This window comes from Kitasatospora arboriphila (assembly GCF_039528095.1).
Classification (GTDB): Bacteria; Actinomycetota; Actinomycetes; order Streptomycetales; family Streptomycetaceae; genus Kitasatospora; species Kitasatospora arboriphila.
The window spans coordinates 1-16,366 of the sequence record NZ_BAAALD010000026.1 but is presented as its reverse complement, the minus strand read 5'-3'; the positions used below and the strand labels follow the sequence as shown (position 1 = coordinate 16,366).

Genomic DNA, 16,366 nt, shown 5'->3' with positions numbered 1-16,366 from the left:
TCAGCCCCTCACCGCTCGCCGGACGCGGGCCAGCAGCCCGCCGCTGCGCGGCGCGGTGGCCGCGCGGACCTCGGCCCGGACCAGCCGGGCGAGCGCGTCGCGGTCGGCGGCCTGCTCGGGGACGGCCGCCGCGCCCTGCTGGCGGGCGACGGCCTTGCGGACGCCGTAGCTGAAGGCGGCGACCTTGACCAGCGGGCCGCCGATGGTGGCGGCGACGGTGGAGGAGAGGGCGTTGGCGTTGGCGGCGGCGTCCTGCACGTTGGCGGTGATCTCGTCGACCCGCTCCAGCTGCTCGTTGGCGCTGCGGACGGCGGTGCCCGCGTCGACCAGCAGCGGCACGGCCTGCTCGGTGACGGCGGAGACCAGCACCGTGGCCTCCTTGAGCACCTTGGAGAGCCGGACGAGGACCACGGCGAGCAACGTCACGAGGACCGCCCAGAACACGGCCACCAACAGGCCGGCCAGTTCTCCCACGGACACCTTGTGCGCTCCCTCGCCTTGCAGCTTCCTCCGGAGGGAACCCTATCGTGACCACGGGCGGTTTCCCGACCGGATAAGGGCGGCGGGGCCGCGTCGCGGGCACGGCGGTGACCGCGGTGGCGGGGCGTGACCCACCCGGCGGTCACCTCGTTGATCGGAACGGGCGGCCGGCCGGCCGCCCCTTGCATCCATCCCACCGACGACATGGGGGCTCCGGTGTCGAGCGAACCCGCGGCGGACGGGCGACGGCGGACGGTACGCGGCCGACTGCCCGCCGACCTCACCGGCTTCGTCGGCCGCCGTTCCGAACTCGCGGCCCTGGCACGCCTGCTGGACACGTCACGGCTGGTCACGGTGACCGGCCCGGGCGGGGTCGGCAAGACCCGGCTGGCCCTGCGGGCGGCGGCCCCGGCCGGTCAGGACCTGCGGGACGGGGTCCGGCTCGCCGAGATCGGGCCGGTGCAGGACCCGCTGCTGCTCGGCCACGCGGTGATGGAGGCGCTGGAGCTCACCGACTCCACCGCGCGCCCGCCGCTCGACGTGCTGGTGGAGCAGCTCGCCGACCGCCGGATGCTGCTGGTGCTGGACGGCTGCGAGCACCTGGTCGAGGCCTGCGCCGAGCTGGCGGACGTGCTGCTGCGCGGCGCGCCCGGCCTGCGGGTGCTGGCCACCAGCCGGCAGTCGCTCCGGGTGGACGGCGAGCACCTGCTGCCGCTGGCGCCGCTGCCGGTGGAGGCACGGGACGGCCGGCGGCCGGACGCGGTGCGGCTGTTCGCGGAACGGGCGGCGGCGGTGGTGCCCGGGTTCGCGCTGACCGCGGAGAACGCCGACGACGTGGCGCTGCTCTGCCGCCGGCTGGACGGCATCCCGCTGGCCGTGGAGCTGGCGGCGGGCCGGCTGCGCTCGCTCTCCGTGGAGCAGATCGCGATCCGGCTGGACGACCGGTTCCGGCTGCTGACCGGCGGCGCCCGCACCGCTCCGCCGCGGCACCAGACGCTGCGCACCACGATCGGCTGGAGCCACGAACTGTGCACCTCGCAGGAACGTTTGCTCTGGGCACGGCTCTCGGTGTTCGCCGGCGGCTTCGACCTGGAGGCGGCCGAGTACGTCTGCGCGGGCGACGGCATCGACCCGGACGCCATGCCGGACCTGCTCGGCGACCTGGTGGACAAGTCCGTCCTGCTGCGGCTGGACGGCGGCGACGCGGTGCGCTTCCGGATGCTCGACACGCTGCGCGAGTACGGCGCGCAGTGGCTGGCCGCGACCGGCGAGGAGCAGCGGCTGCTGCGCCGGCACCGGGACTGGTACCTGGGGGTCGCGACCTGGGGCGAGGTGGAGTGGTTCGGTCCGCGGCAGGCCGAGACGGCCGAGCGGACCCGGCTGGCGCACCCCAACCTGCGGGCCGCGCTGGAGTTCTGCCTGGCCGAACCGGGCGAGGAGCAGCAGGCGCTGGTGCTGGCCGGGACGCTCTGGTTCTACTGGGTCGGCTCGGGCCACCTGGGCGAGGGCCGGCACTGGCTGGACCGGGCGCTGGCGCTGGCACCGGAGCCGACCGGGGCACGGGCGAAGGCGCTCTGGGTGACGGGGTACATGGCGACGCTGCAGGGCGACCTGGTGCGGGCCGCGCCGGCGCTGGAGGAGTGCCGGCGGCAGGCGCTGGAGACCGGGGACGACCGGGCGCTGGCGTACGCGGTGCACCGGCAGGGCTGCGCGGCGCTGATCGCGGACGATCCGGTGCGGGCGGCCGAGCTGTTCGAGGAGGCGCTCTGGCACTACAACGCGCTGGGCGAGCTGAACAGCAACGTCCTGATGGCGATGTTCGAGCTGGGGCTGGCGCGGCTGTTCCAGGGCGACGCCGAGACGGGCACGGCGTGGATCGAGCGGGTCCGGGAGATCTGCGAGGAGCACGGCGAGCAGTGGGCCTACGCCTACGGGCTGTACGCCTACGCGCACGCCAGCTGGACGATCGGCGAGCTGCGGCGGGCCCGGGCGTACGCGCGCGAGTGCGTGCGGCTCAACCACCGGTTCCGGGACCTGCTGGGGATCGTGCTCGGGGTTGAGCTGCTGGCGGTGCTGGAGACCGAGGGGCCGGAGGCGGACCTGGTCGAGGCGCGGGTGCTGCAGGGCGCGGCGCACCGGATGTGGCAGGGCGTGGGGACGCCGTTCTTCGGGTCCCGGAGCTTCAACGGGCCGCACCGGGAGGGCGAGGAGCGGGCCAGGTCGGGGCTGACCGAGGAGGAGTTCGAGGAGGCGTTCGCCCGGGGTGCGGCGCTGGACCTGGATGCGGCGGTGCGGCGGGCGCTGGGCAACGGCGGGCTGCCGGAGCCGCCGTTCGGCACGGACGGCCGCTCCCCGGACCCGCGCCCGGCCGAACCCTCACCCGTGCCGGCCCACTAGGGACGCTCCCGCGCCCCTTCTTTGCAGTACCCGTGGTCCGGACAGGGGTGAGCCCCCGCAGCCGTGCGGCTGCGGGGGCTCGGTGCTGCAGTGGTACCGCTCGCGGGTCAGCGCGAGTAGTACTCGACGACCAGCTGCTCGTCGCAGACGACCGGGACCTCGCGGCGCTGCGGCGCGCGGTCCAGGCGGAAGGCCAGGGCCTTCAGGTTGACCTCGAGGTACTTCGGGGTCTGGCCCTCGCCGGCGTTGCCGCCCTCGCGAGCCACCTGGAAGGGGACCTTCTCCTTCGACTTCTCCTTGACCGTGACGACGTAGCCCGGCTTCATCTGGAACGACGGCTTGTTGACCTTGCTGCCGTTGACCTCGATGTGGCCGTGCACGACCATCTGGCGGGCCTGGTAGATGGTGCGGGCGATGCCCGAACGCATGACCAGGGCGTCGAGGCGGACCTCCAGCAGGGCGACGAGCGCCTCACCGGTCTTGCCCTCGACCTTCTTGGCCGACTCGAAGGCGCGCGCCATCTGCTTCTCGCTCAGGTCGTACTGCGCGCGCAGACGCTGCTTCTCGGTCAGACGGACCTTGTAGTCAGAGTTCTGCTTGCGGCCGCGGCCGTGCTGGCCGGGCGGGTACGGGCGGGCCTCGAAGTACTTGACGGACTTCGGGGTCAGCGGGACGCCCAGGGCACGAGCGATCTTGACCTTGGGGCGCTTCTGGTTCGCCATGGAACCAATACCTCTTTCGGTGTGCGAATACGGCTTCACCAGGTGTTGACGGAGGCCGCTTCTCGCGACCCGGAGAAAAACCACCGGGGTGGTCAGCCGCTCTCCGAGCCGGGCACGTGCGTGCTTGCACACGAGTGGCCCACCGACCGCGGGGGTGGTGGGCTGCCCGCGACACCGGAACCGGTGCGCGACGCTCCTGGAGGCCCTCCCGGAGGAGGGGCCTCGTGGCCGGTGCCCCGCTGGTGCGGACGGTCGGCCGGTTCTCACCCGCCGCCGTGCCCGGGACATGGCACTCCGCCCGAGTATACCGTCCGGCCGGCGTCCCCGATCACCACCCAGGACCGCCCCACCCGGCCCGGGCCGGGCCGGGGCCGCTCGCCCGGGTCACTCGCCCTTGAGTCGGGACCTGGTCCATTCGACGGTCTCGGCGTAGCGGGCCTCGCCGCCGCGCCGGGTGGGCCGGTAGTACTCCCGGCCGTGCACCGCGTCCGGCGCGTACTGCTGGGGGGCGATGCCCTCGGGGAGGTCGTGCGGGTACTGGTAGCCCTTGCCGTGGCCGAGCTTGCCGGCGCCGCCGTAGTGGGCGTCCCGCAGGTGCGGCGGGACGGGCCCGGCCAGGCCCTGCCGGACGTCGGCGAGGGCGGCGTCGATGGCCAGGTAGGCGGCGTTGGACTTGGGGGCCAGCGCCAGGGCGATGGCGGCCTCGGCGAGGATGATCCTGGCCTCCGGGAAGCCGATCATGGCGACCGCCTGGGCCGCGGCGACGGCGGTGGCGAGCGCGGTCGGGTCGGCCAGGCCGACGTCCTCGCTGGCGGAGATCATCAGCCGCCGGGCGATGAACCGCGGGTCCTCCCCCGCCTCGATCATCCGGGCCAGGTAGTGCAGGGTGGCGTCCACGTCGCTGCCGCGGATCGACTTGATGAGGGCGCTGGCCACGTCGTAGTGCTGGTCGCCGTCCTTGTCGTAGCGGACGGCGGCCTGGTCGACGGCGGTCTCGGTGGCGGCCAGGGTGATCTCCGCCGCGCCCTGCTCCAGCGCGGCGCCGGCGGCGGCCTCCAGGGTGGTGAGCGCCCGGCGGGCGTCGCCGCCGGCGAGCCGGACGAGGTGGTCCTCGGCCTCCGCGGAGAGTTCGACGGCGCCCTGCAGCCCGCGTTCGTCGGCGACCGCGCGGCGCAGCAGGGTGCGCACGTCGTCGTCGGTGAGCGCCTCCAGGGTGAGCAGCAGCGAGCGGGAGAGCAGCGGGGAGATCACCGAGAAGTAGGGGTTCTCGGTGGTGGCGGCGATCAGGGTGACCCAGCGGTTCTCGACGGCGGGCAGCAGGGAGTCCTGCTGGGCCTTGGAGAAGCGGTGGATCTCGTCGAGGAAGAGGACGGTCTCGCGGCCGGTCATGCCGACGGCGCGGCGGGCGCCGTCGATGACCGCGCGGACCTCCTTGACGCCGGCGGTGATGGCGGAGAGTTCGACGAAGCGGCCCTCGACGGCCTGGCTGATCACGTGGGCGAGGGTGGTCTTGCCGGTGCCGGGCGGGCCCCAGAGGATGACCGAGCTGGTGGCGGCGGGACCGCGGGAGCCGGCGACCAGGCGGCGCAGCGGGGAGCCGTCCTTGAGCAGCCGGCGCTGGCCGGCGACCTCGTCGAGGGTGCGCGGGCGCATCCGTACGGCGAGCGGGGCCCGGCCGGGCTCCTTGGCCTGGCGTTCCTCGGCGGCTGCGGTGAAGAGGTCCGGTTCGTCCACGGGCGCAAGGGTATGCGAGCGGACCGACGGCCCGGCCGGGTAGTTCGAATTTGAACCTGAGGGCGTACGCTGGGGGCTCCCCCCGTCGCCGAAGGAGTGCGCCATGCCCGTCCGCCGTCTGAACCACGCCGTGCTGTGGATCCGCGAGGTCGACCGTTCGGTCGCCTTCTACACCGAGGTCTTCGGGTTCTCGGTCGGCCACCTGATCCCCGGCCGGGCGGCGTTCCTGTCGGCGCCGGACACGCTGAACGACCACGACCTCGGGCTGTTCGCGATCGGCGCGGACGCGCCCGGTCCGGAGCAGGGCCGGGTCGGCCTCTACCACCTGGCCTGGGAGGTCGGCACGCTCGGCGAGCTGGCGGAGATCGGGGCGAGACTCGCCGAGCGGAAGGCGCTGGTCGGCTCGACCGACCACCTGGTGTCCAAGTCCTTCTACGCCAAGGACCCGGACGGCAACGAGTTCGAGGTGATGTGGCGGGTCCCGCGCGAGGACTGGCCGGCCGCGGAGTCGGACGCCCGGCCGGGCCCGCTCGACCTGCAGGCCGCGCTGGACCGCTGGGGCCCGGACCTGGCGACCGGTGCCGCGGCCGGCTCGGCGAGCTGAGCCGACCCGGTCAGTCCGCCAGCTTCGCCGCGTGGTCCGGGACGAAGGTCTGCAGGTCGCGCGGCGGGCGGCGGTAGCCGGTGGCGGCCGGGCGCGGCGGCAGCACCACCGCGGGCGGCTCGATCGCCAGGTACGGGACGGTGGAGAGCAGGTGGGCGATCATGTTGACCCGGGACCGCCGCTTGTCGTCGCTCTCCACCACGTACCAGGGCGACTCCGGGATGTCGGTGTGCGCGAACATCACGTCCTTGGCCCGGGAGTACTCCTCCCAGCGGGTGATGGACTCGATGTCCATCGGGGAGAGCTTCCAGCGGCGCATCGGGTCCGAGAGGCGGTCCCGGAACCGCTTCTCCTGCTCGGTGTCGCTCACCGAGAACCAGTACTTGCGCAGCAGGATGCCCGCCTCGACCAGCATCTGCTCGAAGAGCGGGGTCTGGTGCAGGAAGAGCCGGTACTCCTCCTCGGTGCAGAAGCCCATGACGTGCTCGACGCCGGCCCGGTTGTACCAGCTGCGGTCGAACAGGACGATCTCGCCGGCGGCCGGCAGCTGTTCGACGTAGCGCTGGAAGTACCACTGGCCCCGCTGGCGCTCGGTCGGGGCGGGCAGCGCGGCGATCCGGGCGATGCGCGGATTGAGGTACTCGGTGACGCGCTTGATCGCGCCGCCCTTGCCGGCGGCGTCCCGGCCCTCGAAGACGACGACCAGCCGCACGCCCTCGCTGCGGACCCATTCCTGCAGGCGGACCAGCTCGTGCTGGAGACGCAGCAGCTCGCGCTCGTACGGCTTCTTCGCGAGCCGATCGGTCTTCCCCACAGGTGTGCCCTCCGTCCGCGCGGTGGGCACCCACGCTACGGCGGATCACCGCTCCGTGCCGGGACCGGCACGGCGGACGGCACCGGCAGCCCCCTGCACCGCCGGTACCGCTCCCCCCGTGAGCGGCCGACTCTGCACCAGCCCCGCCCTCCCGGTCCAATTCCGTGATCCATACCCTGTGGGCATGGACATCGACACCCGGTTGCTGCGGGCGTTCGCGGCGGTGTTCGACGAGGGACAGCTCACCGCCGCGGCGTCCCGGCTCGGCGTGGCCCAGCCGACCCTGACCAAGCGGATCCGGCTGCTGGAGGGGCAGCTGGAGGTCCGGCTGTTCGAGCGGTCGCGCGCCGGGATGGCACCGACGCCGGCGGCGCACGAGCTGGCCGCGCGGGTGCCCGCGCTGCTGGCCGGCTGGGCGGACGCGCTGGCCGCCGCCCGGGCGGCGGCAGGCCGCCCGGCGGTGCTCCGGGTGGGATTCGAGAGCGGCACCATCCACCTGGTGGGGCTGGCCACGGTGGAGGCCTTCGCCCGGCGGATGCCCGGCTGGCAGGTGCGGCTGCGGCAGTTCAACGGCTTCGACTCCGGGGCGGCCCTGGACGCCGGCGAGATCGACCTGGCGCTGTGGCACGCCCCGCCCGAGGAGGGCGGGGAGGGCGGGGCGACCGCGGACGGCCGGTACGGCTGTGCGCCGCTCGGCCTGGACGAGCGCTGGGTGGTGCTGCCGGCCGGGCACCGGCTGGCCGGCCGCGGCGAGTTGGCGATGGCGGACCTGCTGGACGAGGCCGTGGTCTCGGTGCCGGCGGTGGCGGGCTTCTGGCGGGACCACTGGGTGGGCGCGGACGCCCGCGGCGGACGGCCGGTGCGGGTCGGCGCGGTGGTGCACAGCCCGGACGAGTGGCTGGCGGCGGTGGCCTGCGGGCAGGGCATCGGTTTCGCCCCGGCCTCGCTCGGCGCCCTGGCGGGCCGCCCCGACGTGGTGTTCCGGCCGGTGCGCGGGCTCGGGCCGAGCCGGGCCGGTCTCTACTGGCCGGCGGGCCGGCCGCCGACGCCGGCCGCGGAGGCCTTCGTGCGCAGCTGCCGGGAGACGGTGGCGGGGGGCGGCCGGGTGCGGCCGCCCACGGGCGCGGTGGATCAGACGGCGTCGAACGGGGCCGGGTAGCGGCACAGGCCCCGCGGCGAGCCGTCGTAGCCGGGCAGCGGCAGGACGAGGAAGCAGTCGTCCTGGACGTCGTAGGGCCCGGTGACCTCGTGGCGGGAGGCCGGGATGAATCCGAAGCGGGAGTAGTAGCCGGGGTCGCCGAGGACGACGACCAGGCGCTCGCCGGCGTCCTCGGCGGCGGTCAGCGCGGCGCGCACGACCTGTGCGCCGATGCCCTTGCGCTGCCACTCGGGGGCGACGGCGACCGGGGCGAGCGCGACGGCCCAGCCGTCGCCGACCTGAAGGCGTGTCAGCAGGGCGTGGGCCAGGACGAGTTCGTCCTCGACGGCGACCACCGAGAGGTCGGGCAGCCAGGCCGGGTCGCGGCGCAGCGCGTCGACGAGGTCGGCCTCGTCGGGGCCCGGAAACGCCGCCATGTGCACCCGCCGGGTGGCGGGAGCATCCGACGGGAGCTCGACTCTGGTACGGACGGCCATGTGGTGCACTCCTCTGTCGTCGCACGCCGTTGTGGACCGGCCCCGGTCGGTGCGGTGCACCGACCGGGGCCGTGACAGGGTAGCCGACCTGGGTCAGGCCTTGGGCTCGGTCTCCGACTTGGGCTTGGCGTCGACCCCGGCCTCGCGGCGCTGCGCGGGGGTGATCGGGGTCGGGGCACCGGTCAGCGGGTCGCCACCGGTGGACGTCTTCGGGAAGGCGATGACGTCACGGATGGTGTCGTACCCGCCGAGGAGGGTGACGATGCGGTCCAGGCCGAAGGCGACACCGCCGTGCGGCGGCGGGCCGTAGTTGAAGGCGTCCAGCAGGAAGCCGAACTGCGAGGTCGCCTCCTCCTCGGAGAGGCCGATCGCGTCGAACGCGCGCTTCTGGACGTCCCGCTGGTGGATACGGATCGAACCGCCGCCCAGCTCGGAGCCGTTGAGCACCAGGTCGTAGGCGTTGGAGAGCGCGTTGCCCGGGTCGGTGTCGAAGGTGGCGAGCGACTCGGCGGTGGGCGCGGTGAAGGGGTGGTGCACCGCGTGCCAGCCCTGGAACTCGCCCTTGTCGTCCTCGATGGGCTCGAACATCGGGAAGTCGACGACCCAGAGGAAGGCCCACTGGGACTCGTCGATCAGGTTGCAGCGGCGGCCGATCTCCAGGCGGGCGGCGCCGAGCAGCTCCTGCGAGGGGGCCTTCTTCCCGGCGGCGAAGAAGACCGCGTCGCCGGGCTTGGCACCGGCGGCGGCGGCGAGGCCGGCCAGGTGCTCCTCGGAGAGGTTCTTGGCGACCGGGCCGCGGAGCTCGCCGGTCTCGGCGTCGACGAGGACGTAGGCGAGGCCGCGGGCGCCGCGGGCCTTGGCCCAGTCCTGCCAGGCGTCGAGCTGCTTGCGGGGCTGCGAGGCGCCGCCGGGCATGACGACCGCGCCGACGTACGGGGCCTGGAACACGCGGAACTCGGTGCCGGCGAAGTACTCGGTGAGGTCGGTCAGCTCCTGGCCGAAGCGGACGTCCGGCTTGTCGGAGCCGTAGCGGGCCATCGCGTCGGCGTAGGTCATCCGCGGCAGCGGGTTGGGGACCTCGTAGCCGTGGACGTCGCGCCAGATCGCGCCGATGATCTTCTCGCCGAGGGCCAGGACGTCCTCCTGGTCGACGAACGAGGCCTCGATGTCGAGCTGGGTGAACTCCGGCTGGCGGTCGGCGCGGAAGTCCTCGTCGCGGAAGCAGCGGGCGATCTGGTAGTAGCGCTCCATGCCGGCCACCATCAGCAGCTGCTTGAACAGCTGGGGCGACTGCGGCAGGGCGTACCAGTGACCGGGCTGCAGGCGGACGGGGACGAGGAAGTCGCGGGCGCCCTCGGGGGTGGAGCGGGTGAGGTACGGCGTCTCGATGTCGAGGTAGTCGTTCTCCTCCATCACCCGGCGGATGATGTTGTTGACCTTGGAGCGCAGGCGCAGCGCGCGGGCCGGGCCCTCGCGGCGGAGGTCCAGGTAGCGGTAGCGCAGGCGCACCTCCTCGTTGACCGTGCCGGGCTCGTACTCGGCGACCGGGAACGGGACGGGGGCGGCCTCGGAGAGCACCTCGATCGCGCTGACGACGACCTCGACGGCGCCGGTGGCGATGTCGGGGTTCTCGTTGCCCTCGGGGCGCACGCGGACCTCGCCGACGACCTTGACGCAGTACTCGGCGCGGAGGCCGTGCACCGAGTCCAGGTCGCGGACGACGATCTGCACGGTGCCGGAGGCGTCGCGCAGGTCGATGAAGGCCACGCCGCCGTGGTCGCGGCGGCGGGCGACCCAGCCGGCCAGGGTGACGGTCGTTCCGGCGTGCTCCGCGCGGAGCGTGCCCGCGTCGTGCGTGCGGATCACAGCTGCTTCTCCTTCAGGGTGGATACGAGTGCTTCGAGGGCGACGGGGACCTGCTCGCCGGTGGTCATGTCCTTGAGCTGGACGACCCCGGCGGCGAGATCTCGGTCCCCGGCGACCAGGGCGAAGCGGGCGCCGGAACGGTCGGCGGACTTCATGGCGTTCTTGATGCTCTTGACGCCGAAGGCGAGGTCGGTGGCCACCCCTGCGCGGCGCAGCTCGACCACCTTGGCGAAGAGGACGTTCTTGGCCTCCTCGCCGAGCGCGACGGCGTAGACGGCGGTCGGCGCGGGCAGGTCGAGGACGACGCCCTCGGCCTCCAGGGCCAGGTAGGTGCGGTCCACCCCGAGGGCCCAGCCGACGGACGGCAGCGCGGGGCCGCCGATCATCTCGGAGAGCCCGTCGTAGCGGCCGCCGCCGCCGATCGCGGACTGCGCGCCGAGGCCGTTGTGCACGAACTCGAAGGTGGTGCGGGTGTAGTAGTCCAGGCCGCGGACGAGCTTGGGGTCGTCGGTGAAGGCCACGCCGTTGGCTGTGAGCAGCTCGCGGACCTTCTCGTCGTAGGCCTTGCAGTCCTCGCAGAGGTAGTCGCGCAGCATCGGGGCGCCGCCGAGCTGGGCCTGCACCGACTCGCGCTTGTCGTCGAGGACGCGCAGCGGGTTGATCTCCGCGCGGCGGCGGGTGTCCTCGTCGAGGTCGAGGCCGGCCAGGAACTCGACCAGGGCGGCGCGGTAGACCGGGCGGCACTGCTTGTCGCCGAGGCTGTTGAGCAGCAGCGTGTAGTCGCTCAGGCCGAGCGAGCGGAAGGCGTCGTCGGCGAGGACGATCAGCTCGGCGTCGAGCGCTGCGTCCTCCGCGCCGATCGCCTCGGCGCCGACCTGGGCGAACTGGCGGTAGCGGCCCTTCTGGGCGCGCTCGTAACGGTAGTACGAGCCCGAGTACCAGAGCTTGACCGGCAGGTTGCCCTGCTTGTGCAGGTTGGCCTGGAGGGCGGCGCGCAGCACCGAGGCGGTGCCCTCGGGGCGCAGCGCGAGCTCGTCGCCGCCCTTGGTGGTGAGGTTGTACATCTCCTTGGTGACGATGTCGGTGGACTCGCCGACACCGCGGGAGAAGAGCTTCACGTCCTCGAAGACCGGCGTCTCGACGTAGCCGTACCCGGCCAGGCGGGCGGGCGCGGAGAGGCGCTCGCGGATCGCCAGGAAGGTCGCGGAGCTCGGGGGCAGCAGGTCGTAGGTGCCCTTGGGGGCGGAGAAGGTGCTCAACGTCTCTTCCGTCACATTCCTCGTCGCGGGTGGGCCGGAGCGTCCTGCGCACCGGCCGCCTGCAGGAGGTACGGGTTGGTGGCGCGCTCGCGGCCGATGGTGGTCTGGGAGCCGTGGCCGGACAGGACCACGGTCTCGTCGTCGAGGGGCAGGCACACCCGGGCCAGCGATTCCATGATCGCCTTGCTGTCCCCGCCCGGGAGGTCCGTACGCCCGACGGAGCCGGCGAACAGCAGGTCGCCCGAGAACAGGACCGGGGGGATCTGGTCCGACGAGGGCGTCCGGAAGGTCACCGACCCCCTGGTATGGCCGGGGGCGTGGTCGACGGTGAGCTCCAGGCCGGCGAGTTCCAGCACGCTGCCGTCGGTGAGTTCGCGGACGTCGTCCGGCTCGCCGACGGTGATCGAGCCCATGATCTGCTGCCCGAGCGAGCGGCCCAGGCCGCGGCCCGGGTCCTTCATCATGTAGCGGTCCTCGGGGTGGATCCACGCCGGGACGCCGCGGGCGCCGCAGACCGGGACCACGGAGGCGATGTGGTCGATGTGCCCGTGGGTGAGCAGCACCGCGACCGGCTTGAGCCGGTGCTCGCGGACGAGGTCCTCGACGCCCCGCGCGGCCTCGTGGCCGGGGTCGACGATCACGCACTCCTCGCCGGCGGCCGGTGCGACCAGGTAGCAGTTGGTGCCCCAGGCTCCGGCGGGAAATCCGGCGACGAACACGTGAGTCCTTCGGTCGATTCGGGCGGCGAGTCGGGAGGTCGCGGGCGGTCGTGTCACCGCCCGGTCACACCGCAGCCTACCGGCGGCACGCCACCGGGAGCGAACCAGATAGCCCAGTGGCGGAGCCGTTTGATCTCGTGCTTACGCCCGGGGTCCTTACACTTGGCCGCCTGCGGATGCGATGATCCGCACCGGAACCCCCCAATCCCCGCCTCAGCATTCATCAGGAGACACGGCCGGTGGTCAGCAGCGAACAGCGGCGGCGGCAGCTCGCCCGCGAGAAGTACGAGCGCCAGATCCAGCGCCGGGCCGAGGCCCAGAAGCAGGCGCGCAAGCGCAACGTGCTGGTCGGCGCGGGCGTGGCCGTCGCGGTGGTCGCGGCTGCCGGTACGGCCTGGGCGCTCGGCGGCTCGGACGGCGACAAGAAGGACGCGGCCGCGGCCCCCACGCCGACCGCGGCGGCCACCCCGGTCAAGGGCTGCACCACGCCGGCCCCGGGCTCCCCGAACGGCAAGCAGTTCAAGACCGAGCCGGCGATGACGGTGGACACCAAGGCCTCGTACACGATGGCGCTGGACACCAGCTGCGGCAAGGTCACCATCGCGCTGGACGCCGCGAAGGCCCCGCACACGGTGAACTCCTTCGCGTTCCTGTCGAACGAGAAGTACTTCGACCACACCAAGTGCCACCGGCTCACCACCGAGGGCATCTACGTGCTGCAGTGCGGCGACCCGACGGGCACCGGGTCCGGCGGCCCCGGCTACCAGTTCGCGGACGAGAACCTGACCGGCGCGACCTACCCGGCCGGCACGGTCGCGATGGCCAACGCCGGCGCGGGCACCAACGGCAGCCAGTTCTTCCTGGTCTACAAGGACACCCAGCTCCCGCCGAACTACACGCCGTTCGGCAAGGTGACGGGCGGCCTCGACGTCGTGCAGAACATCGCCGCGGGCGGTGTGCAGGGCGGCGGCGGCGACGGCGCGCCGGTGGCCGACGTCGTCCTCAACTCGGTGACCACGACGAAGGGTTGATCCCTCCGGGCGGTGACCGGCCGGCTCCCGGCCGTCCGGTCACCGCGATCGGCCGGGAAATCACCCGGCCCGGATGCGGACAGCACCGACGCTGGTCGCCTATGTTGCTGTTGTATAGGGTGCCCTGACCGTCGGCCGTCACCCTCGGCAGCACTCGGCGGCAGGACGGCGGACTCCACCGGTCCGCCGCACATTCAACTGTGGACGACGTGCCGACGCCGATGCGGCGGGCGGGACGTCATTGGAGGAGGCGCTGTGAGCAGCGACCCGTGGGGCCGTGTCGACGAGCAGGGGACCGTGTACGTCAGGACGGCCGAGGGCGAACGCGTCGTCGGCTCCTGGCAGGCCGGCTCCCCGGAGGAGGCCCTGGCGTACTTCGAGCGCAAGTACCAGGGGCTGGAGGCCGAGATCGGCCTGCTGGAGCACCGCGTCCGGAAGACCGACCTGGCCGCCAAGGAGGCCCAGGTCGCCCTGGACCACCTCAAGGCCCAGGTGGCCGAGGCGCACGCGGTCGGCGACCTGGACTCGCTCGCCAAGCGCCTGGAGACGCTGAGCGGCGAGATCGAGTCCCGCCAGGCGGAGCGGCGCGCGGCCCGCGCGAAGGCCCAGGAGGACGCGCGTTCCTCCAAGGAGGCGCTGGTCGCAGAGGCCGAGCAGCTCGCCGAGTCGACCCAGTGGCGGGAGGCCGGCGACCGGCTGCGCGCCCTGGTGGAGACCTGGAAGGGCCTGCCCCGGCTGGACCGCAAGAGCGACGACGAGCTGTGGCACCGCTTCTCGCACGCCCGCTCGGTGTTCTCCAAGCACCGCAAGGCGCACTTCGCGGCGCTCGACAACGAGCGCGAGCACGCCCGGCAGACCAAGGAGAAGCTGGTCGCCGAGGCCGAGGCGCTCTCCGGCTCGACGGAGTGGGGCGACACCGCCGCGCGCTACCGCGACCTGATGGCGCAGTGGAAGGCGGCCGGGCGGGCGCAGCGGGACGCGGAGGAGGAGCTGTGGGCGCGGTTCCGCGGCGCCCAGGACGTCTTCTTCCAGGCCCGGTCCTCCGCGTTCAGCGAGCGGGACGCCGAGCAGGGCGAGAACCAGAAGCTCAAGGAGGCGCTGCTGCTGGAGGCGGAGGCGATCCTGCCGATCACCGACCTCAAGGCGGCGAAGGCGGCGCTGCGCGAGGTCAACGAGCGCTGGGAGGCGATCGGCCACGTGCCGCGTGCCGCCCGCGGCCAGCTGGACGGCCGGCTGAACGCCGTCGAGCGGGCGATCCGCGAGGCCGAGGACGCCGAGTGGCAGCGCACCAACCCGGAGGCCAAGGCCCGCGCGGCCGGCATGACCGGGCTGCTGCAGCAGGCCGTGGACAGGCTGCAGGCGGACCTGGACAAGGCCCGTGCGGCCGGCAACGCGAGCCGGGTCGCCAAGCTGGAGTCCGAGCTGGCGGGCCGTCAGGCCCTGCTGGACCAGGCCCAGAAGAGCCTGGAGGAGTTCGGCGGCTGACGCCCCGCTCCCCCGTGCACGACCGGAGGGCCCCCGCCACGGCGGGGGCCCTCCGCCGTTCCGGCGGCGGCCCGGCCGGCCACGGCTCGCACGGTCGCCGCCGCTCCGGTCGCCGCCCGTCCGGTCACAGCGGCCAGGTGCGGCCGTGCGCCCAGGCGGCGAAGTCCTGCCAGCCGACCTCGGGGTGGTCGCGGCGCAGCGCCGCGGTGTCGATGTCGAGCCCGGTCTCGGTGAAGTAGCGGAACATCGCGGCGAGGTCGGCGGAGTACGCCTCGATCTCGGCGAGCGGCAGGCGGCGGAAGCCGATCGGCCGGCCGGTGGCCGAGCTGAGCACCTCGGCGATCCCGGGGCAGGTCAGGGTGTCCGAGGCAAGGTCGATCCGCCGGCCGGCGAACTCGTCGGGGCGGGTGAGCGCGAGCGCGGCGAAGGCGCCGATGTCACGGGCGGGGACGAGCGCGAGCGGGCACTCGGGCGGCATGGGGAGCACGAAGCTGCCCTCGCGCAGGCCCTGCAGGGTCCACTCCCCCGCGTAGTTCTCCATGAAGGCCGCGGGGCCGAGGACGGTCCAGGGCACGCCGAGCCCGGCGAGCCGGCGTTCGATCCGGTACTTGCTGTCGAAGTGCGGGATGCCGGTGTCGCGGTCGGCGTGCGCGGCGGAGGTGAACACGATGTGGCCGACCCGGGCGTCGGCGGCGGCCTCGACCAGGGCGGTGCCCTGGCGGACCTCGGTGGCGAGGTCCGTGCCGAACGGCGTCGACATGGCGAAGAGGGCGGCGGCGCCGGCGAGGGCGGTGTCCAGGGACTCCCGGTCGTCGAAGTCGGCGGCGAGCACCCGGGCGCCGGCGGCTGCGAGCGAGCGGGCGGCGGCCGAGTCGGGGGTGCGGGTGAGGGCGCGGACGGACAGGCCCCGCGCGAGGAGGGCGTCGACCACGGCGGCGCCCTGCGTACCGGTGGCTCCGGCCACCGCGACATATGATGTCTGCGTCATGCAGACACTGTAGGACGAGTTCTCTGCACCACGCAGATAATTTATCGGGAGGATGCCCATGCGGCCGCACGACCTGGAAGCCGACTCCCGCCGCTACCTCGCCTCGTACGCGCTGTTCAACCAGGCGGTGGCGGACCGGCTCGGGCTGCACCCCACCGACGTGCAGTGCCTCAACCTGCTGGGCATGGAGGAGGGGCCGCTCACCACCGGCCGGATCGCCGAGCTGACCGGGCTCACCAGCGGCTCGGCCACCCGCCTGGTGGACCGGCTGGAACGGGCCGGCTACGTCACCCGCCGGCGCGACGAGGAGGACCGCCGGCGGGTGCTGGTCGAACCGGTGCCCGAGGCGGCGGCCCGCCTCGGCGAACTCTGGGGCGAACTCGGCGAGGGCTGGGACGCGATGCTGGCCGAATACACCGAGGAGGAACTCGCCTTCCTCGCCCGCCACATGCGCCGCACCACCGAACTCGCCGACCGCCAGATCCAGCGCCTCCGCGAAGGAGGGTGAACCCTCAGCGGCGGGTGAACCGCCAGGAGCGGGTGAACCCCAAGGGGCGCGTGGGGGCACCTCCCGGCCGAAGGCTGGGGGAGAACTGCGCAGGTCGAGAGCGTGTCACGCACGAACCAGGTCC

General features: G+C 73.5%; 15 protein-coding genes. 6 read left to right on the top strand and 9 right to left on the bottom strand.

Going from position 1 to position 16,366, the window contains the following annotated elements:
• Positions 1-480 (bottom strand): DUF948 domain-containing protein, encoded by a 480-nt coding sequence (locus ABD353_RS15640; RefSeq protein WP_344624194.1) that lies wholly within the window; start codon positions 478-480, stop codon positions 1-3.
• A gap of 204 nt (positions 481-684) precedes the next feature.
• On the opposite strand from ABD353_RS15640, the gene ABD353_RS15635 reads away from it, so the two are divergent.
• On the top strand, positions 685-2,877 hold the full coding sequence (locus tag ABD353_RS15635; protein ID WP_425555164.1) for an ATP-binding protein: 2,193 nt from the start codon (positions 685-687) through the stop codon (positions 2,875-2,877).
• Positions 2,878-2,984: 107 nt separating this feature from the next.
• Here the strand turns inward: ABD353_RS15635 and rpsD are convergent, their stop codons facing one another.
• Positions 2,985-3,599, bottom strand: a complete 615-nt coding sequence (gene rpsD / locus ABD353_RS15630; protein WP_030268492.1) for a 30S ribosomal protein S4 — start codon at positions 3,597-3,599, stop codon at positions 2,985-2,987.
• Between the two features lie 384 nt (positions 3,600-3,983).
• Positions 3,984-5,333, bottom strand: coding sequence for a replication-associated recombination protein A (locus ABD353_RS15625; RefSeq protein ID WP_344624192.1), 1,350 nt, complete (start codon positions 5,331-5,333; stop codon positions 3,984-3,986).
• A 103-nt stretch (positions 5,334-5,436) separates the two neighbouring features.
• Between ABD353_RS15625 and ABD353_RS15620 the strand changes: the two genes are divergently transcribed.
• Entirely contained in the window at positions 5,437-5,937 is a 501-nt protein-coding gene (locus ABD353_RS15620) for a VOC family protein (RefSeq protein WP_344624191.1), read from the top strand.
• A 10-nt stretch (positions 5,938-5,947) separates the two neighbouring features.
• Here the strand turns inward: ABD353_RS15620 and ppk2 are convergent, their stop codons facing one another.
• Positions 5,948-6,751: a polyphosphate kinase 2 gene (ppk2, locus tag ABD353_RS15615; protein WP_344624190.1), complete on the bottom strand. Its 804-nt coding sequence runs from the start codon at positions 6,749-6,751 to the stop codon at positions 5,948-5,950.
• Between the two features lie 184 nt (positions 6,752-6,935).
• Here ppk2 and ABD353_RS15610 point away from each other — a divergent pair, with 184 nt between their 5' ends.
• Positions 6,936-7,910 (top strand): LysR family transcriptional regulator, encoded by a 975-nt coding sequence (locus tag ABD353_RS15610; RefSeq protein ID WP_344624189.1) that lies wholly within the window; start codon positions 6,936-6,938, stop codon positions 7,908-7,910.
• Here the strand turns inward: ABD353_RS15610 and ABD353_RS15605 are convergent.
• From ABD353_RS15605 to ABD353_RS15590, 4 genes are all read right to left on the bottom strand, one after another.
• Positions 7,883-8,386, bottom strand: a complete 504-nt coding sequence (locus ABD353_RS15605; protein WP_344624188.1) for a GNAT family N-acetyltransferase — start codon at positions 8,384-8,386, stop codon at positions 7,883-7,885. The genes ABD353_RS15610 and ABD353_RS15605 overlap by 28 nt on opposite strands.
• A 93-nt stretch (positions 8,387-8,479) precedes the next feature.
• On the bottom strand, positions 8,480-10,252 hold the full coding sequence (aspS, locus tag ABD353_RS15600; protein WP_344624187.1) for an aspartate--tRNA ligase: 1,773 nt from the start codon (positions 10,250-10,252) through the stop codon (positions 8,480-8,482).
• A complete protein-coding gene (gene hisS, locus ABD353_RS15595) occupies positions 10,249-11,511 on the bottom strand; it encodes a histidine--tRNA ligase (protein ID WP_344624186.1) in 1,263 nt (420 codons plus the stop codon). The genes aspS and hisS overlap by 4 nt, the downstream gene beginning before the upstream one ends.
• A gap of 11 nt (positions 11,512-11,522) precedes the next feature.
• Positions 11,523-12,230, bottom strand: a complete 708-nt coding sequence (locus ABD353_RS15590) for an MBL fold metallo-hydrolase (RefSeq protein WP_344624185.1) — start codon at positions 12,228-12,230, stop codon at positions 11,523-11,525.
• 239 nt (positions 12,231-12,469) lie between these two features.
• Between ABD353_RS15590 and ABD353_RS15585 the strand changes: the two genes are divergently transcribed.
• Together ABD353_RS15585 and ABD353_RS15580 are read left to right on the top strand one after the other, a co-directional pair.
• A complete protein-coding gene (locus tag ABD353_RS15585; protein ID WP_344624184.1) occupies positions 12,470-13,261 on the top strand; it encodes a peptidylprolyl isomerase in 792 nt (263 codons plus the stop codon).
• A gap of 255 nt (positions 13,262-13,516) precedes the next feature.
• A complete protein-coding gene (locus ABD353_RS15580; RefSeq protein WP_344624183.1) occupies positions 13,517-14,746 on the top strand; it encodes a DUF349 domain-containing protein in 1,230 nt (409 codons plus the stop codon).
• A 124-nt stretch (positions 14,747-14,870) separates the two neighbouring features.
• Here the strand turns inward: ABD353_RS15580 and ABD353_RS15575 are convergent, their stop codons facing one another.
• Positions 14,871-15,734: an NmrA/HSCARG family protein gene (locus ABD353_RS15575; protein WP_344624182.1), complete on the bottom strand. Its 864-nt coding sequence runs from the start codon at positions 15,732-15,734 to the stop codon at positions 14,871-14,873.
• A 58-nt stretch (positions 15,735-15,792) separates the two neighbouring features.
• Between ABD353_RS15575 and ABD353_RS15570 the strand changes: the two genes are divergently transcribed.
• On the top strand, positions 15,793-16,242 hold the full coding sequence (locus ABD353_RS15570) for a MarR family winged helix-turn-helix transcriptional regulator (protein ID WP_344624181.1): 450 nt from the start codon (positions 15,793-15,795) through the stop codon (positions 16,240-16,242).
• Positions 16,243-16,366: the final 124 nt, after the last annotated feature.

Bases quoted from the DNA above. Each gene is read 5' to 3' on its own strand.
- ABD353_RS15610 (WP_344624189.1), top strand. From the start codon at position 6,936: ATGGACATCGACACCCGGTTGCTGCGGGCGTTCGCGGCGGTGTTCGAC.
- ABD353_RS15570 (WP_344624181.1), top strand. From the start codon at position 15,793: ATGCGGCCGCACGACCTGGAAGCCGACTCCCGCCGCTACCTCGCCTCG.
- ABD353_RS15575 (WP_344624182.1), bottom strand. From the start codon at position 15,734: ATGACGCAGACATCATATGTCGCGGTGGCCGGAGCCACCGGTACGCAG.
- ABD353_RS15605 (WP_344624188.1), bottom strand. From the start codon at position 8,386: ATGGCCGTCCGTACCAGAGTCGAGCTCCCGTCGGATGCTCCCGCCACC.
- ABD353_RS15635 (WP_425555164.1), top strand. From the start codon at position 685: ATGGGGGCTCCGGTGTCGAGCGAACCCGCGGCGGACGGGCGACGGCGG.
- ABD353_RS15620 (WP_344624191.1), top strand. From the start codon at position 5,437: ATGCCCGTCCGCCGTCTGAACCACGCCGTGCTGTGGATCCGCGAGGTC.
- rpsD (WP_030268492.1), bottom strand. From the start codon at position 3,599: ATGGCGAACCAGAAGCGCCCCAAGGTCAAGATCGCTCGTGCCCTGGGC.